This window comes from Sphingomonas leidyi, from assembly GCF_011761945.1.
GTDB lineage: Bacteria > Pseudomonadota > Alphaproteobacteria > Sphingomonadales > Sphingomonadaceae > Sphingomonas > Sphingomonas leidyi.
This window is the reverse complement of record NZ_JAASQV010000002.1, coordinates 23927-39534: the sequence shown is the minus strand read 5'-3', so window position 1 is coordinate 39534 and position 15608 is coordinate 23927. Positions and strand designations below refer to the sequence as shown.

Below are 15608 nucleotides of genomic sequence, written 5' to 3'. Positions count from 1 at the left end.
GGAGGAACCGATGCTCGAACCGATTCTCGCCACGCCCCACGGAACCGCGCCTGCCGGGGAGGGGATTCGCCTGGCCGGCGATGCGGCCATGCCGGCGTTGCGCATGCGGCGCATGGCCGGACCGGGGGCTCCGGTGCTCTATGTGCACGGCGCCACTTTTCCATCGGCGCTGTCGGTTGGATGGCGGATCGACGGGTGGTCGTGGATGGACGACCTGCGGGCGCGAGGCTTCGACGTCTGGGCGTTCGACTTCGCCGGCTATGGCGGGTCGGAGCGGCCGGCGGCGATGCAGGGGAATATGCCCTATGGCCGGGCGGGCGCCGCCGCGGAGCAGATCGCGCGTGTCGCGGCGCATATCCGGGCGCGGCGCGGCGGTGCGAAGCTCCTGGTGATCGCGCATAGCTGGGGGACGATCCCCGCCGGCATCTTTGCCGGGGCGTGGCCGGAAATGGTCGAGCGGCTGGTGCTCTTCGGCCCGCTCGCGCAGAGGGAGGCCGGTGGCGGCGCCATGCCGGCCAAGGGCGCGAATCTCGTCACGCGCGAGGACCAGTGGCGCAGCTTCCAGTCCGGCCTGCCCGAAGGCCGGGGTTCGCCGATCGCGCCCGAGCGTTTCGACGCCTGGGCGGGTGCCTATCTCGCCAGCGATCCGGGCAGCGCGGAGCGGGATCCGGCGGGCGTCGTGGTGCCGAGCGGGCCGGATGCCGATTTCGCCGATGCCTGGTCGGGGCGCTTTCCCTATGATCCCGGCGTGGTGCGCGCGCCGACCATGATCGTGCGCGGTGCCTGGGACCCGCTGGCGGGCGACGCGGACATGGCGTGGCTGGCGGGCCGGCTGAACGGCGTGCCAGGCGGTGCGCGCCGCGTCACGCTTGCCGGCGGCGCGCACCGGATGCACCTGGAGAATCGCCGACGGGCGCTCTTCGACGCCGTCGGCGATTATCTCCTTGGGCGTTAGCGCCCGCGATTGCCGCCCTGACGGCCACCGCCCTGTCCGCCCTGGCGCTGGCCGCCGCCCTGGGTCGGCCGCGGCTGCCACTTGCGCTTCGGGCGGGCATAGTTGCGGGGCTGCTCGCCCTGGGGGGCGTCGAAGCGGCGCGGCCGCGGCTCGCCGGCGGCCGCGCCGGCCGCCTCGGGACGCGGACCGCGCTCGTCATGGCGACGCGGCTGATCGCTCCGCGGACGATCGTCGCGCTGGCCGGGGCGGCCGCGCTGCGGCTGGCCCGGGCGGCGGCCGTCGCGCTGCATTTCGCGGCCACGGGCGCCGTTCTGCTGGTCGCGGCTCTGCGGTACGTTGACGCGGCTGGTCTTGATCCTCTCGGCAGCGGCAACGAAGCCCTCGGGCAGCGGCACGACGGCGAGCTTCTGGCGGATCAGCCGCTCGATGTCGCGCAGATACGGCCGCTCGTCATCGGCGCAGAAGCTGATCGCCACGCCGTCATTGCCCGCGCGCGCGGTGCGGCCGATGCGGTGGACATATTGGTCCGCCACGTTCGGCAGCTCGAAGTTGAAGACATGGCTGACGCCCGACACGTCGATGCCGCGCGCCGCGATGTCGGTCGCGACGAGGATCTTCACCTTGCCCGCGCGGAACTCGCCGAGCGCGCGCTCGCGCTGCGGCTGGCTCTTGTTGCCGTGGATCGCGTTGGCGGCGACGCCGTTGCCCGCGAGCAGGCGGACGACGCGGTCGGCGCCGTGCTTGGTGCGGGTGAACACCAGCGCGCGATCGATCTCGATCTCCTTGAGCATCATCGTCAGCAGCGCCTGCTTCTCGGCTTGCTGGACGAAAGTGACGCGCTGCTCGACGCGCTCGGCAGTGGTCGCCTCGGGGGTGACCTTCACTTCCACCGGCTCCTTGATGAACTGGCCGGCGAGCTCGCGGATCGTCTTGGGCATGGTCGCCGAGAAGAACAGCGACTGGCGCTTGGCCGGCAGCTCGCGGACGATGCGCTTGAGGGCGTGGATGAAGCCCAGGTCCATCATCTGGTCGGCCTCGTCGAGCACGAAGATCTCGAGGCCCATCAGGATCGCGTAGCACTGGTCCATCAGGTCGACGAGGCGGCCCGGCGTGGCGACGAGGATGTCGACGCCCTTGGCGAGATCGGTCTTGTTCTTGTGGATCGACGTGCCGCCGAAGATGGTGGCGACGGTGAGGCGGGTGCCCTTGGCATAGTGGCGCGCCTGGTCGGCGATCTGGCTGGCCAGTTCGCGCGTCGGGGCGAGCACCAGCATGCGGCAGCCGCGCGGCTGGGCGCGCTTGCCCGATGCGACCAGCCGGTCGATCGAGGGGAGCATGAAGGCGGCGGTCTTTCCGGTGCCGGTCTGGGCGATGCCGAGCAGGTCGCGTCCTTCGAGGAGCGACGGGATCGCCTTGGCCTGGATCGGCGTCGCCTCGCTATAGCCCTTGGCGGCAAGCGCGGCGAGAACGGTCTCCGAGAGACCGAGTTGATTGAACTGCATTATAAATCCTGTGCATACGGCCGGCGCACGCCGGACGGAGCCCAGGTGCGAAGGCGGGGTCAAAAATGACGACCCGCGTGACTAGGGAAGCCGTGGAAAACAATCGAGGCGGAGCCTGGGCCCTTGGGGTAAACCCGCATGCCCGATCACGCTGCATGACGCCTCGGATGGCGGCCATATGGCGATGAAAACGATTTTAGTCAAGGAAGCCGGCCGCCAGGGCCCCGGGCCGCGACGCCTGCGCGGCTGCACGCCCCTATGGCATCCCCGTATATTCGCGCGGTCGATGGCCGAGCCGCACCGCTTCGGTCTGGCCGTGGAGCATCGGGTCCTGGAAGGCGCAGCGATTGTCCCACTGGCCCGGGCAGAGCGCCGGCGTGGCGGCATCGAATATCGCGGCGATCAGCGCGTCGTCGAACGGCCGGTCCGGGAAGCGGGAGAAGCGCAGATGGACCATCCGCGCCAGCGCGAGCGGCGTGACCCAGGAGGTGTGGGCCGCGGTGACGGGCATGAGCGCCGCGGAGAAGTCGTCCGACTGGAGCAGCGGCGTCCGGTTGAACGGCCATGGCCGCGCGGGCAGGACGCCGGTGTTGACGAAGATGTCGGCTTCCGCCCTGGCCGGCCAGCCCTGCAGCGCGGCGATGTCGCCGCGGCCGGCATCGTCGAGCCCGGAGGTCAGGGCGGTGAAATAGCCCACGCGGACCCGATTGTAATGGGCGGCAATGCGCTGGTCGTAGGGCGCGTCGTGGAGCCCGTCATTCTCCGAGCCGGCCTGCACCGTCAGCACGCCCGGCGTGCCGAACAGCGCGGCATAGATCGGCGCATAGGCGGCGAGCTTGTCGCGCAGGACGCCCTCGGCGGGAAGCGGCTTCGCGCACGCCGCCTGCCAGCTGTCGCGGACCGTCTGGAAGGTGTGGCCGGCGCTGTAGTTGACGAACCGGACATTGTTCGCACGCATCAGCGCGACGATCGCGTCCGCCGCGCGCTGCGCCGCCTGCACCAGCTCGGCCTGCACTGCAGCCGTGCCGGACGCATCGCAGTAGCGCGTAGGCGCGATGTCCTCGAGGTCGATCGAATCGAGCAGCACCAACGGCTGTGCCGGGACGTTGTCGGCGAGCAGCGAGAAGACGGTGCTGCCATGCCCGACATTGTCGAAGGCGATGTCGGGATAGGCCTGTTTCGCCGCGTCGCCGATTGGCGCGAGCCGCTGGCTCGGCACATGGGTGGGGCCCGAGAAGCGGTCGAGCGCGCTCCACAGCGCCGTCGGGATGCGCCAGCCGGTCGTGGCGGCATTCGCGGCGCCGCCCTCGCCCAGGCGGAAATAGCCCTTGATGTGCTTGCGAAAGCGGATCGCACGGACAGGCAGGCGCGGCAGATTGTCGATGATCAGCACCGCTTCGCCATTGCCCGGCGCCATCTCGAATTCGACGGGGCTGTAGGCGCGATCGGTCCAGGCGCAATCGGGGCCGGCGGGCCGGCAAGTGTCGGCGAGGATGGCGGCCGCCGCGTCGTTGATCGCCTGGTCGAGCGGATCGCCGGTAGGGGACGGGCTGGGCGACGGGCTCGGGCTGGGCGTCGGCGTGGGGGCGGGCCCGGGCGGCGTGCCTCCACCCCCGCCGCCGCTGCAGGCGGCGAGCAGCAGGGGCAGGAGCAGCGATGTGCGTCGTGACATGTTCCATCCTCGTCCGGTGCGTGCGCAGGGAGGACGGAGCGCGGCGGCGGCGCCAATCGGGACTGCGACCGGGACGGAGTTTCATGCGACGAAATGGCGGGGCGCGGGCCTTGCCGTTGCGCAGGTGAAATTAACGCCGGTGAACGCTTCCGCAAAGCACTCGTTAACGCATCGCCCGCTAGGCTCGAGGCGCCAACCATGGAGCCCCAAATTGCTCGTCGCCAAGCTTGAGATCCTCGGAGACATCGACCGCCGCGGTGCGATCCGGTTCGACACGGATTCGCCCTCGACATTGCGCACGCCGGATGGCGGGCCGATCGACGTGCAGGTCGAGGATTTCTCGCGCACGGGCTTCCGCTTCACTTCGGAGCTCGATCTGCCGGAAGGCACGCTCGTCTCGCTCGGCCTTTCGGGTGCCGGATCGCGCGCCGCCAAGGTGGTGCGCCGCTCGGGCAACACTTATGGCTGCGCCTTCATGAAGGCGTTGACCGAGGAAGAGATCGCGCACGCCTTTCGCGGCCAGGAGCATGTGCTCGCCGATCTCTCGGCCGCGCTCGCCGCGCGGTTCGGCACGGGCAAGGCGCATGCGAAGCCGACGATCCCGCCGCTGCGCCGGCTGATCAGGCGGCCGACCCGCGAGGACTGAAGTCCCGCTCGCGATAGGCGAACCAGTCGAAATCGGCGGGGAGGCCCGCGCCGGACAGGTCCTGGCAGGCCATCCCCACGAAGGCGCCGGTGAAGTTGGGCAGGCCGGGCGCACTCGCTTCGTCGGACAGGATCGAGGCGTCGAACTGTTCGGCCAGCCATTGCCAGTCGCCGCTCGGCACGCGCCAGGCGAAGCGCAACCGCTCGTAATCGACTTCGGCCCGCAGCTCGACCGGGCCTTCGGGGATGGCGACCGGCGCGGTGAACGCATCGGCCTGGGGCGAATCGGGCAGCGCCGACATCACTCGGAGATGACGGCCGACCTCCTCGTCGTGCGAGACGTGGAGATAGTGGAACTTGGACGCATTGTAATAGGCGACCAGCCCGGCCGCCTGCTGGAAATGGCGCGGCGCGAACTCCAGCAGGCACGAAGCCGAATAGCAGAAGGCCTGTTGCCGCCGCGCGACCAGGGCCTGGGTGAACAGGCTGCCGATCGATTCCCGGCCATATAGCCGCAGATGGCCGGGGCGGGCGCCCAGGCTGAGGATCGCCTCCGGCTCGGGCGTGCGCAGCCATTGGAAGTCGATCGGCAGGGCCGGATCGTCGAAATCGGCGCGGGTATCGGCGGGCCTGCGGCCTTCGGGGCCGGGCACGTCCCGCATCGGCAGGCCGGGTTCGCCGAGGGTGTAGAGCCAGCCGTCCTCGCCCCAGCGCATCGGCTGGATCGCCGTCTCGCGGCCCAGCACGCACCGCCCGCGATTGGGGAGCGGCCGGCCGCAGAGATAGACCAGCCAGGGTTCGCCCGCCGGCGTCTCGACCAGATCGGCATGGCCGGCGCGCTGGAGCGGCGCGTCGGGCCGGGTGCGGCTGGAGAGGATGTGGATGTCGGGGTGGAGCTCATAGGGGCCGGTCAGGCTGCGCGAGCGCGCCATGGTCACCGCATGGTTCCAGCCGGTGCCGCCCTCGGCGGTGAGGAGATGATACCAGCCGTCGCGCCTGTAGAGATGCGGTGCCTCGGTGAGTCCCAGCGCGGTACCGGGGAAGATATTGAGTCGCTCGCCGATCAGGCGCCGCTCCGCCGGCGAATATTCCTGCAGCACGATCCCGGCGAAGCGGTTGCGGCCCGGCCGATGGTCCCAGAGCATGTTGAGCAGCCATTTCCGCCCATCCTCGTCATGGAAGAGCGAGGGATCGAAGCCGCTGCTGTTCAGGTGGATCGGATCGGACCATTCCCCCGCGATCGTCTCGCAGGTGACGAGATAATTGTGGAAGTCGCGCAGGCTGGCGCCCGAAGCGCCGCCCACCGTGGTGCGGCCATAGCGCTTCACATCGGTGTAGATCAGGTGGAAGCGCGCGCCGTCATGCGAAAGGCACGGCGCCCACACGCCGCATCCGTCCGGATCGCCGCGCATGTCGAGCTGGCGGGCGCGGACGAGCGGCCGGGCGACCAGCTCCCAGTTCGCCAGGTCGCGGCTGTGGTGGATCTGCACGCCGGGAAACCACTCGAAGGTGGATGTGGCGATGTAATAGTCGTCGCCCACCCGGACGATCGACGGGTCGGGATTGAAACCGGGCAGGATGGGATTGCGGGTCATGCGGGCTTGCGCACCAGGGTCCAGAGCACGGCCGCCGCGACGAGATCGAGCAGTCCGAGCGCGATGAAGAAGGGGGTATAGCCGATCGAGGCGACCAGGCTGCCCATCAGCAGCGAGAAGATCAGGATCGAGGCATTGGCGCAGGTGCCGCCCAGGCCGGCGACGGTGCCCAGCTCGTCGCGGCGGAACAGGTCGCTCGCCATGGTGATCACGGTGACCGAGAGCGTCTGATGCGCGAAGCCGCCGAGCGAAAGCAGCGCGACCGCCGCCCAGGCGCTCTCCACCGTGCCGACGAACAACATGCCCGTCATCAGCACTGCGCCCAGAGTGAAGGTCCAGCGGCGCGCATCGATCAGGTCGATGCCGCGGCGCTGGAGCCACAGCACCACCGCCGGCCCGAACAGGCAGCCCAGATCGGCGGCGACGAAGGGCAGGAAGGCGGAGACGGCGATCTCGGCCAGGTCGAAATGGCGGACCTTCACCAGATAGAGCGGCAGCCAGAAGGTGAGCGTGCCCCAGGTCGGATCGGCCAGGAAGCGCGGGATGGCGATGCCCCAGAAATTGCGCTGGCGCAGGATCGACAGGATCGAGGGCCGCGCCCCCGCCGCCTGGATGTGCTGCTCCTGCCCGGCCAGGATATGGGCGCGCTCCTCCTCGCCGATCTCGGGATGCTCGGCGGGCGGGCGATAGAAGCGCAGCCAGAGCAGCACCCAGAACAGGGCGAGCGCACCGGCGATCACGAAGGCCGCCCGCCAGTTCCACATCCAGATCGACCAGGCGACGAGCGGCGCCGCCAGCGCCGATCCGGCCGAGGCGCCGAGATTGTAGATGCCGCCCGCCAGGCCGCGCTCGCGCGCCGGAAACCATTCGGAGACGACCTTCAGCCCGCCGGTGTGCGAGGTGCCCTCGGCAAAGCCCAGCGCGCCGCGCAGGCCGAACAGCATCTGCCAGTTGAAGGCGAGGCCATGCGCCATGGTCAGCACGCCCCAGCAGCTGGCGAAGACGGCAAGGCCTGTGCGCAGGCCGATCGTATCGAGGATATAGCCCACCACCGGCTGCAGCATCACGCCGGCCTGGAAGGCGGCGGTGATCCACGAATATTGATGCTCGTCGATGCCGAGGTCGGGCATGAACACGGGCGCGGCGACCGCGAGGGTGGAGCGCGTGAGATAGTTCACGATCGTGCCCAGCATCACGATGCCGATGATCCACCAGCGCAGGGCGCGCGTGCGTCGCCAGAAGGACATGGCCTCTCCCGTGCGGACGTCGGAACACGCGCCCGTTAGCGCTAACGGTGGCGGGTTTGGCGGGGGAGGGCAAGAGATTTTGTCTGAGTAATCGTCACGGCCGGAGGGCTGGGGCGTCTGGTTTGATCGCAATTGCCGGGATGTGGCCCGTCCGCCCCGGGCCTATATCGCTTCCATGACCTACGCACTCTCCCTCTCCGAAGACGCGGCCTGGGCCGCCTTCGAAGCGCGCGATCGCGCCTTTGACGGGCGGTTGATCGTCGCGGTGACCACCACGCGCATCTATTGCAAGCCGACTTGCCCGGCACGCCGGCCGAAGCGCGAGCATGTCGAGTTCTTCGACGATGCCGATGCCGCCCGCGCCGCCGGCTATCGCGCCTGCCTGCGCTGCAAGCCCGACGAAGTCGGCCGCGACCGGATCGCAGTGGCGAAGGCAGTGGCGCTGATCGAGGCGGCGGAGGAGAATGTCTCGCTCGACGGGATCGCCGCCGCGGTCGGCTATGCGCCGCACCATTTCCACCGGCTGTTCAAGCGCGCCACCGGCGTGACGCCCGCTGCCTATGCCCGCGGGCTCAAGGCGAAGCGCGCCGCCGAGGCGCTGTCGGGCGAAGAGAGCGTGACCGGCGCGATCTACGAGGCGGGCTACTCCGCGCCGAGCCGCTTCTACGAGACCGCCAATGCTCGGCTCGGCATGAGCCCCAGCGTGTGGAAGCGCGGCGGCGCGGGGGTGACGATCCGCTGGACCGTCGCCGAGACCAGCCTGGGCCCGCTGCTGATCGCAGCGACCGACAAGGGCCTGTGCCGCGTCGCCTTCGAGGAGGATGCCTTCGACCTGACCCGGCGCTTCCCGGCGGCGGAGATCGTCCAGGGCGGCGCGGCGCTGGCGGCACTCGCCGCGCGCGTGGTCGCCGAAGTGGAAAGCCCGGGGCGCGACACCGATCTGCCGCTCGACGTGCGGGGCACCGCCTTTCAGGAAGCGGTGTGGCAGGCATTGCGCGCGATCCCGCCGGGCGAGACGCGCAGCTATGCCCAGCTCGCCGCCGCCGCCGGCAGCCCCGGCGCGGTGCGTGCCGCGGGCACGGCCTGCGGCACCAATCACGTACCGGTGATCATCCCCTGCCACCGCGCGCTGCGCTCGGACGGCAGCATGGGCGGCTATGCCTATGGCGTGGACCGCAAGAAGGCGCTGCTGAAGCGCGAGGGCGCCGGCCAGTGAACTATGTGATCCAGGGAATCGACCCCGCGCCGTTCCGCCATCTCTATGGCGCGCCGGATGCGGCGCTGGCGGCGCGGCATGCCGTCCGCATGACCGTGGCGAAGAAGCCCGGTGCGCCGTGCCGGGTGACGCTCGCCGATGCCGAGCCGGGCGAGACGGTGCTGCTGCTCAACCATGCGCATCTGCCCGTCGCCTCGCCCTATCGCAGCGCGCACGCCATCTTCGTGCGCGAGGGCGCCGAGGTGCCGGCGCGCTTCGAGAATGCCGTGCCGGAGCAATTGGCGATCCGCCTGCTCTCGGTCCGCGCCTTTGACGATGCCGGCATGATGACCGACGCCGATGTGGTGGAGGGCCGCGACCTCGAGCCGCTGATCGCGCGCTTCTTCGCGGATCCGGCGGTGGCGTATCTCCATGTCCACAATGCCAAGCCCGGCTGCTTCGCGGCGCGCGTGGATCGGGGCTAGGGCCGATCGACATTTACGGGACTGGCGGTCCCAGGCGGCTCCCCGGCGAAGGCCGGGCCCAGTATCGGGATGCTATCGAGATACGCGAACCCCTCGAACGATGTCGCAACTGGGCCCCGGCCTTCGCCGGGGAACAAGAAGGGCTGTCCGGCTCTCATTGCGCGCCCGAATGTCGATCCGTCCCGGGGTGAGACCTCGTTCAGCGAAGCCCGTCCTCCCGCGTTGGGCGGAGACGATGAAGGAAGCCGGGCTTGCAATGCAGGAATCGGCCTGCTTGGCTCGCGCGGTCGGGCCCTGGCCCGGCCGCTCCAAAAATAGGATCCGGCGCGCCATCGACTTGGGAAGCGCGGCCTGGCGCGAACGGGCCTATTTGGTCGCCGGCGTCGTCGCCGCCGTCCCGTCCGACGCCGAGCATCTGTACACCAGCTTCTCGTTGTACACCGGCGGCAGCGCGGTGCGGATCGATTGCTGCTGGGTTGCCAGCTCGGCGCGCTTGGCCTGGTCGGACGAGCATTCCTTGAGCGGCACGCCCTTCCGCAGCGCGCGCGCCTGCTTCATCTGCTCGGAGGAGAGCAGATAGCGCGTATTGGTGTAGGTAGCCGTCGCCGGGTCGAAATCGAGCACCGAGACATTGGCTTCCTGGTCCGGCACCAGGATGCGCTGCCAGTGCGTTCCCGACTCGGCATATTGGGTGCGGCCGTTGATGCAGCCGTCCTCACCGATGTCGAGGTCGACCTTGTCGGTCGGGGAGACGATCACCCGGCTGCGCTCGGGGACGAGCGTGCAGACCAGCTTGCCCTGCGCCGCCGTGCTCGTGGTGCCCGCCGCCACGGCCTTGGGCACCGGCACCACCGTGGCTTCGTCGAAGCCTGGGCGGCTGAGGAACAGGGCGGCCGCGCCCAGCATCAGCACGCCGCCGCCTGCGGCGACCCAGATCGCCTCGCGCTTGCGCTCGCGCGAGAGCAGCAGCCCGGCGCCGCCCACCGCCAGCGCGCCGAGCACGAGCAGCACCGCGGCCCCGGCCATATAGTTCTCGCGCGCGGTCTCGGCGCGATTGCGCGCCTGGGTTATCGCGTCGTCGCGCTCGGCCTCGGCCCTGGCGGCATTGGCGCGCGAGGCCTCGTCGGCGGCCAGACGCGCCTTCTCGTCGGCGCTGCGTTCCTGCGCCATCTGCTCCTCGACCGAGGTGCAGGGGATGTCGACCGTGGCGAAGGGCTGCTTCGCCTCGCCCAGAAAGGCGGCCAGCTCGCTGCCGGCAATGGCGAAGGCGAAGGTCGAATCGCCTTCGTCATTGTGCGTGATCGCCGAATTGACGCCCAGCACGCGGCCGCAGCGATCGAGCAGCGGGCCGCCCGAATTGCCGCGCGCGATGCTGGCGGTGTGGAGCAGCACGCTCACCCCGCTCAGCTGGCGCAGACCGGCGAACCCGCCCTGCGAGCGCACGGGGGACTGGGGCTTGATGAAATCCGCCGCCGAGCGCGCCGTGGCGATGTCGACATTGCCCGGATAGCCGAGCGCGACGAGCGAATCGCCATCGGAGATCCTGCCGCCGAACAGGGTGAGGGGCGGCAGGCGCACGCCGGTGAACTCGATCAGCGCCAGGTCGCGGGCCTGGTCGATCTTGATCACCTTGCCCTGATAGGATTTGTCGCCCTCCGAAGGGACGACGCCGATCACGACATTGTCGGGATAGCGCGAGGCGAGATCGACGACATGGGCATTGGTGACCACGCGGTTGGGCGCCACCGCGAAGCCGCTGCCATGGCCGAAGCCGACCACTTCGTCATCGACCACGGCGATGGTGACGATGCGCACCACGCCGCGCGCCGAGGCGGAGATGTCGTCGGCATGCGCCGGGGCGGCCCATGCGAAGAGCAGCGCCACCACGATAAGCAACCGACGCATCATCGAACCCGAACCTCCGTTTGGCCGGCAGCTTTCGGGCAAAAGCCCCGGCGGTTCAAGCCGGGGCCCGCGGAGATGGCGGGGTCTCAGCCCTTTTTCTTCTTCTCCGCGTCCTCGGCAGCCTTCTTCGCCTTGGCGTCGGCCTCGGCGAGCACGGCGAGCGCGCCTTCGGTTCCCTTTTCGTCGAGCGCGGCGAGGACCTTCAGCGCGACATTGTCGGCCGGCGCGTGCGGGCTATAGGCCACCGGCTCGAAGGCGACGCGCGCGGCCTTGGCATCGTTCATCTCGAGCAGCACCTTGCCCGCCGTGACGCGCAGGCCGGTATCGAACGGCGCCAGCACATAGGCGCCGAGCAATCCGTTCTTCGCATTGGGGGTCGGCGCCTGCTTGGCCGCGGCGAAGCTCTCGTAGAACAGCACCAGCGGCTGGGGATAATCGGTGTCGAGCTTGTTCGCCTTGAGGAAAAAGCCGCGGATCGCCTTCCAGCGCTCGGGATTGGTGTCGCCGGCGGCCTTGGCGGCCTCCATCTGCGCCATGCCCTTGTAGAGCAGGGCGTGGATCGACTTGGGATCGGCGGCCAGCGCGCGATCGGCGGCCGCTTCGGCGGCGGCATAGTTCTTGGCGTCGAACTCGGCTTCGGCCAGCTCGTTCTGCGCCGCGGCGTCGGTGGGATAGGGGGCGGCCAGCCGGCGCGCGAGCTCGGCGACTTCGGGCGCGGTCTCCGTGGTCACCCCGCTGCTCGAGCGCATCCGCGCCGGCAGGGTGGCGACCTCGCCGACGCCCAGCTTGCGCAGCGTGACCTTGCCGACGACGACCTGTTCCTTGGAAAGGCGCAGCAGCGGCAGCGTCTTGCCCGAGATGTAGCGGTTGAGCCTGTAGTCGAGGTCGCTCGGATTCCCGAAGGCCCGGCCCGCCTCGGCGGTCTTCCCCTCGTTGCTCAGCGTGATGTAGTCGGCCAGTTCCTTGCCGTGGCCGCCGAGCAGCGCATAATGCGTCAGCAGCCAGCCGCGGCCATAGAGGATGTGGGTCTGCAGGCCGTCGAGCTTGCCCGGGTTGAGCATCAGCATCTGGCTTGCCGGGATCTGGTTGGCCTGGTTGATGCCGTATTTGCGCGTCTCGGGCGGCGCGCCGAACGTCATGGTGCCGTCGTTCCGGTAATAGGCGGTGCCGACGAATTCGGCGAAGCCCTCCACGAACCATTTGGCGAACACCGCGCTCGGCCAGCTGGAGAACATGAAGCTGTGGCCATATTCATGCTGCAGGATCGAGCGCGCATCGAGCGTGCCGCTGGTCTTGCGCGGCGAGAACGCCATCGGGCCGGACGCGCGCGCCTGGTAATAGCCGGCGATGGAGTGGTTGCCCGAGAGCTTCTGGATCGCCGCGACGTCGTCGAGCAAGAACACGGTGACGCGCAGGTTCGGGCTGAGCGGTTTGTCCGGCGTGCCGGTGATCGTCCGCAGCGCCTGGTCGAAGCGCTCGAGCGACTCGGTCGCCGCCGTGACCTGCTCGGGCGAGCCTTCCGAATAGACGATGAAATGCTTGGAGCTGCCTTCGTACCAGTCGGCGGCGTGCGCGAAGGACGGCAGTAGCAGCGAAGTGGCGAGCAACAGATGACGACGCATGATTCTTCCCCCCGATCGGCCGAGTTTATGAACTGCGGCCGGCGCGTCAATCGGTGACGTTGCGGGACGGGGCGATCGGGTCCGCTTCGGATCAGACGAAGCTATAGGGATCGACGTCCACGGCCACGCGCACCCTGGGGCCCCAGGCCAGGCCGCCCAGCCAGTCGCGCAGCACCTGCTGCACGTCGAAGCTGCGCCGCGCATGGACGAGCAGCCGGTAGCGGTGGCGGCCGCGCAGCATCGCCAGCGGAGCGGGCGCGGGGCCGTAGACGTGCATGTCCTCGCCGATCTCGGGCGCGGTGCGGCCGATCATCCGCGCGGTTTCCTCGGCGGCGGCGCGGTCCTCGCTCGAGACGATGATCGCGGCATAGCGGCCATAGGGCGGCGCGTCGGCGTCGCGGCGCGCCTCGGCCTCGGCGGCATAGAAGCTCTCGGCATCGCCCGAGACGAGCGCGCGCATCACCGGCGCGTCGGGCGCATGCGTCTGGATATAGACGGTGCCGGGCTTCTCGCCGCGGCCGGCGCGCCCGGCCACCTGCATGATCTGCTGGAAGGTCCGCTCGCTGGCGCGCAGGTCGCCGCCGTCCAGCCCCAGATCGGCATCGACCACGCCGACCAGGGTCAGGTTGGGGAAGTGATAGCCCTTGGTCACCAGCTGCGTGCCCACCACGATGTCGATCGCGCCATGCTCCATCCGCGCGACGAACTCGGCCGCCTTGGCGGGCGACCAGAGCGTGTCCGAAGTGATGATGGCGGTGCGCGCCTCGGGCCACAGCGCCGCCACTTCGTCGGCGATGCGCTCGACGCCGGGGCCGCAGGCGACCAGCGTGTCCTCGCTCTTGCACTCGGGGCACAGGCTCGGCGCCGGAATGGTGTGGCCGCAATGGTGGCAGGAGAGGCGGCGGAGCAGCCGGTGCTCGACCATCCAGGCCGTGCAGTTCGGGCATTGGAAGCGGTGGCCGCAATGCCGGCACAGCGTCAGCGGGGCATAGCCGCGCCGGTTGAGGAACAGCAGCGACTGCTCGCCCCGGGCCAGCGTCTCGTCGATCGCCTTGACCAGCGGCGGCGCCAGCCAGCGGCCGCGCTCGGGCGGAGCCTGGATCAGGTCGATCGGAATGATCTCGGGCATTTCCGCCGCGCCGTAGCGGCCGGGGAGCTTGAGTTCCGCATAGCGGCCCAGCTCGACCTGGTGGCGCGTCTCGATCGCCGGCGTGGCGGAGGCGAGGATCACCGGGCATTCCTCGAACCGACCGCGCATCACCGCCACGTCGCGGGCATGATAGTGGACGCCGTCCTCCTGCTTGAAGCTGGTCTCGTGCGCCTCGTCGACCACGATCAGGCCGAGGTTCGGATAGGGGAGGAACAGCGCCGAGCGGGCGCCCACCGTCACCATCGCCTCGCCGCCGGCGATCGCGCGCCAGGCGCGGCGGCGCTGCGAAGTGCGCAGGCCCGAATGCCAGGCGACCGGGTCGCAGCCGAAGCGCTTCTCGAAACGCGTGAGGAACGGCTCGGTCAGCGCGATCTCGGGCAGCAGCACCAGCGTCTGGCGCCCCGCCGCCAGCGCCGCCGCGACCGCTTCGAAATAGACTTCGGTCTTGCCCGATCCCGTCACCCCGTCGAGCAGGAAGGGCTGGAACGTTCCCGCGGCCACTGCCCGGCGCAGGGTCGCGGCGGCATCGGCCTGTTCGGGATTGAGCCGGGGCGGGGCGAAATCGGGGTCGGGCAGCGGATAGGGCGTGTCGGTGTCGACCACCACCGCCTCGATCGCGCCGGTCTTGACCAGGCCCCGGATCACCGCGTCGGACACATCGGCGGCCAGGGCCAGCTCGCGCACCAGCCCCTGGCGCTCGCCGATCCGCTCCAGCGCCTGGGCGCGCTGCGGGGTGAGCCGGCCGGGCGCCTGGCCGGTGGCGCGATATTCGGTGATCGTCGGCGCGCTCTCGAACGCCGCGGAGGTGCGCAGCGCCATCGCCAGCACCGCCGAGGGCGGACTCAGATAATAGTCCGCCGTCCACTCGACCAGCCGGCGCACCGATGCGGGGATCGGCGGCGCGTCGGCCACGGCCATGATGTTGCGCAGCCGATTGTCGCCGATCTCCTCGGTCGGCAGCCGCTCGGCTTCCCAGACCACGCCGGCATATTGGCGCGGGCCGATCGGCACGACGACGATCGACCCCGGCGCGACCCGCATGCCGGCGGGCACGCGATAGTCGAGCGGGCCGAGCGCGGGATGGAGGACGAGGACGCGGGCGCGGGACATGGGACGCCCTCATATGGGCTTTTGCACCGGAAACGGAATCCCCGTATCCGGTTGGCGCTTCAAGGAGACCGAAGATGCTGCTCGCCGCCGTCCTGCTGCTCGCCCAGGCCGCACAGACCACCCAGTGCAAGGCGACCGACGCCAGCCTTCCCGTCTCGCTGCTCGGCTGGGTGAAGCCCGGCGACGAATTCGTGCCCGGCAAGGCAGTGGCACTCGACGCGATCGACGGCGCGGCGCTCAAGGGGCTGCCCGCCGGTAGCAAGCCCGGAAAGGCGGCGACGATCGGCTTCAAGATCGAAACCGCGGGGGTCTACGGCATCGCGCTCGATCAGGGCGGCTGGATCGACGTGCTTCCCGGGATCGAAGGCGGCGCGGCGCTCGCCTCGGTCAGGCACGGCCACGGCCCCGAATGCTCGACGATCCGCAAGATCGTCCGCTTCGAGCTCCGGCCCGGCATCTACCGGCTCTATGTCTCGGGGCTGTCGGCGTCGAAGGTGAAGACGATGCTGGTGGCCGGCGAATGAG

General features: G+C 69.9%; 12 protein-coding genes. 5 read left to right on the top strand and 7 right to left on the bottom strand.

Features of this window, described 5'->3' with window-relative positions; translation table 11 throughout:
• Nucleotides 1-10: 10 nt before the first annotated feature.
• Complete coding sequence (locus tag FHR20_RS09855; protein WP_167299493.1) at nucleotides 11-955, top strand: alpha/beta hydrolase; 945 nt, start codon at nucleotides 11-13, stop codon at nucleotides 953-955.
• Here FHR20_RS09855 and FHR20_RS09850 read toward each other — a convergent pair.
• Together FHR20_RS09850 and FHR20_RS09845 are read right to left on the bottom strand one after the other, a co-directional pair.
• Complete coding sequence (locus FHR20_RS09850) at nucleotides 952-2457, bottom strand: DEAD/DEAH box helicase (RefSeq protein WP_167299492.1); 1506 nt, start codon at nucleotides 2455-2457, stop codon at nucleotides 952-954. The genes FHR20_RS09855 and FHR20_RS09850 overlap by 4 nt on opposite strands.
• Before the next feature lie 256 nt (nucleotides 2458-2713).
• Entirely contained in the window at nucleotides 2714-4129 is a 1416-nt protein-coding gene (locus FHR20_RS09845; RefSeq protein ID WP_167299459.1) for a hypothetical protein, read from the bottom strand.
• Nucleotides 4130-4340: 211 nt separating this feature from the next.
• Between FHR20_RS09845 and FHR20_RS09840 the strand changes: the two genes are divergently transcribed.
• Complete coding sequence (locus FHR20_RS09840) at nucleotides 4341-4775, top strand: PilZ domain-containing protein (RefSeq protein WP_167299491.1); 435 nt, start codon at nucleotides 4341-4343, stop codon at nucleotides 4773-4775.
• Here FHR20_RS09840 and FHR20_RS09835 read toward each other — a convergent pair.
• Both FHR20_RS09835 and FHR20_RS09830 read right to left on the bottom strand, forming a co-directional pair.
• Complete coding sequence (locus tag FHR20_RS09835) at nucleotides 4750-6369, bottom strand: glycoside hydrolase family 43 protein (RefSeq protein WP_167299490.1); 1620 nt, start codon at nucleotides 6367-6369, stop codon at nucleotides 4750-4752. The two genes, FHR20_RS09840 and FHR20_RS09835, sit on opposite strands and share 26 nt — an antisense overlap.
• Nucleotides 6366-7616, bottom strand: a complete 1251-nt coding sequence (locus tag FHR20_RS09830; RefSeq protein WP_167299489.1) for an MFS transporter — start codon at nucleotides 7614-7616, stop codon at nucleotides 6366-6368. Before FHR20_RS09830 ends, FHR20_RS09835 begins: the two co-directional genes overlap by 4 nt.
• A gap of 175 nt (nucleotides 7617-7791) precedes the next feature.
• Between FHR20_RS09830 and ada the strand changes: the two genes are divergently transcribed.
• Both ada and FHR20_RS09820 read left to right on the top strand, forming a co-directional pair.
• Nucleotides 7792-8832 (top strand): bifunctional DNA-binding transcriptional regulator/O6-methylguanine-DNA methyltransferase Ada, encoded by a 1041-nt coding sequence (gene ada, locus FHR20_RS09825; RefSeq protein WP_167299488.1) that lies wholly within the window; start codon nucleotides 7792-7794, stop codon nucleotides 8830-8832.
• Nucleotides 8829-9296 (top strand): DUF1203 domain-containing protein, encoded by a 468-nt coding sequence (locus tag FHR20_RS09820; protein ID WP_167299487.1) that lies wholly within the window; start codon nucleotides 8829-8831, stop codon nucleotides 9294-9296. The genes ada and FHR20_RS09820 overlap by 4 nt, the downstream gene beginning before the upstream one ends.
• A 366-nt stretch (nucleotides 9297-9662) precedes the next feature.
• Here FHR20_RS09820 and FHR20_RS09815 read toward each other — a convergent pair whose 3' ends face one another.
• From FHR20_RS09815 to FHR20_RS09805, 3 genes are all read right to left on the bottom strand, one after another.
• Nucleotides 9663-11201: a S1C family serine protease gene (locus tag FHR20_RS09815; RefSeq protein WP_167299486.1), complete on the bottom strand. Its 1539-nt coding sequence runs from the start codon at nucleotides 11199-11201 to the stop codon at nucleotides 9663-9665.
• A gap of 86 nt (nucleotides 11202-11287) precedes the next feature.
• Nucleotides 11288-12823, bottom strand: coding sequence for a hypothetical protein (locus FHR20_RS09810; RefSeq protein WP_167299485.1), 1536 nt, complete (start codon nucleotides 12821-12823; stop codon nucleotides 11288-11290).
• A gap of 91 nt (nucleotides 12824-12914) precedes the next feature.
• Nucleotides 12915-15083 (bottom strand): primosomal protein N', encoded by a 2169-nt coding sequence (locus tag FHR20_RS09805; RefSeq protein WP_167299484.1) that lies wholly within the window; start codon nucleotides 15081-15083, stop codon nucleotides 12915-12917.
• 74 nt (nucleotides 15084-15157) lie between these two features.
• Between FHR20_RS09805 and FHR20_RS09800 the strand changes: the two genes are divergently transcribed.
• On the top strand, nucleotides 15158-15607 hold the full coding sequence (locus tag FHR20_RS09800; protein WP_167299483.1) for a hypothetical protein: 450 nt from the start codon (nucleotides 15158-15160) through the stop codon (nucleotides 15605-15607).
• Nucleotide 15608: the final 1 nt, after the last annotated feature.

Bases quoted from the DNA above. Each gene is read 5' to 3' on its own strand.
- FHR20_RS09855 (WP_167299493.1), top strand. From the start codon at position 11: ATGCTCGAACCGATTCTCGCCACGCCCCACGGAACCGCGCCTGCCGGG.
- FHR20_RS09810 (WP_167299485.1), bottom strand. From the start codon at position 12,823: ATGCGTCGTCATCTGTTGCTCGCCACTTCGCTGCTACTGCCGTCCTTC.
- ada (WP_167299488.1), top strand. From the start codon at position 7,792: ATGACCTACGCACTCTCCCTCTCCGAAGACGCGGCCTGGGCCGCCTTC.
- FHR20_RS09800 (WP_167299483.1), top strand. From the start codon at position 15,158: ATGCTGCTCGCCGCCGTCCTGCTGCTCGCCCAGGCCGCACAGACCACC.
- FHR20_RS09835 (WP_167299490.1), bottom strand. From the start codon at position 6,369: ATGACCCGCAATCCCATCCTGCCCGGTTTCAATCCCGACCCGTCGATC.
- FHR20_RS09845 (WP_167299459.1), bottom strand. From the start codon at position 4,129: ATGTCACGACGCACATCGCTGCTCCTGCCCCTGCTGCTCGCCGCCTGC.
- FHR20_RS09805 (WP_167299484.1), bottom strand. From the start codon at position 15,083: ATGTCCCGCGCCCGCGTCCTCGTCCTCCATCCCGCGCTCGGCCCGCTC.
- FHR20_RS09850 (WP_167299492.1), bottom strand. From the start codon at position 2,457: ATGCAGTTCAATCAACTCGGTCTCTCGGAGACCGTTCTCGCCGCGCTT.
- FHR20_RS09830 (WP_167299489.1), bottom strand. From the start codon at position 7,616: ATGTCCTTCTGGCGACGCACGCGCGCCCTGCGCTGGTGGATCATCGGC.
- FHR20_RS09815 (WP_167299486.1), bottom strand. From the start codon at position 11,201: ATGCGTCGGTTGCTTATCGTGGTGGCGCTGCTCTTCGCATGGGCCGCC.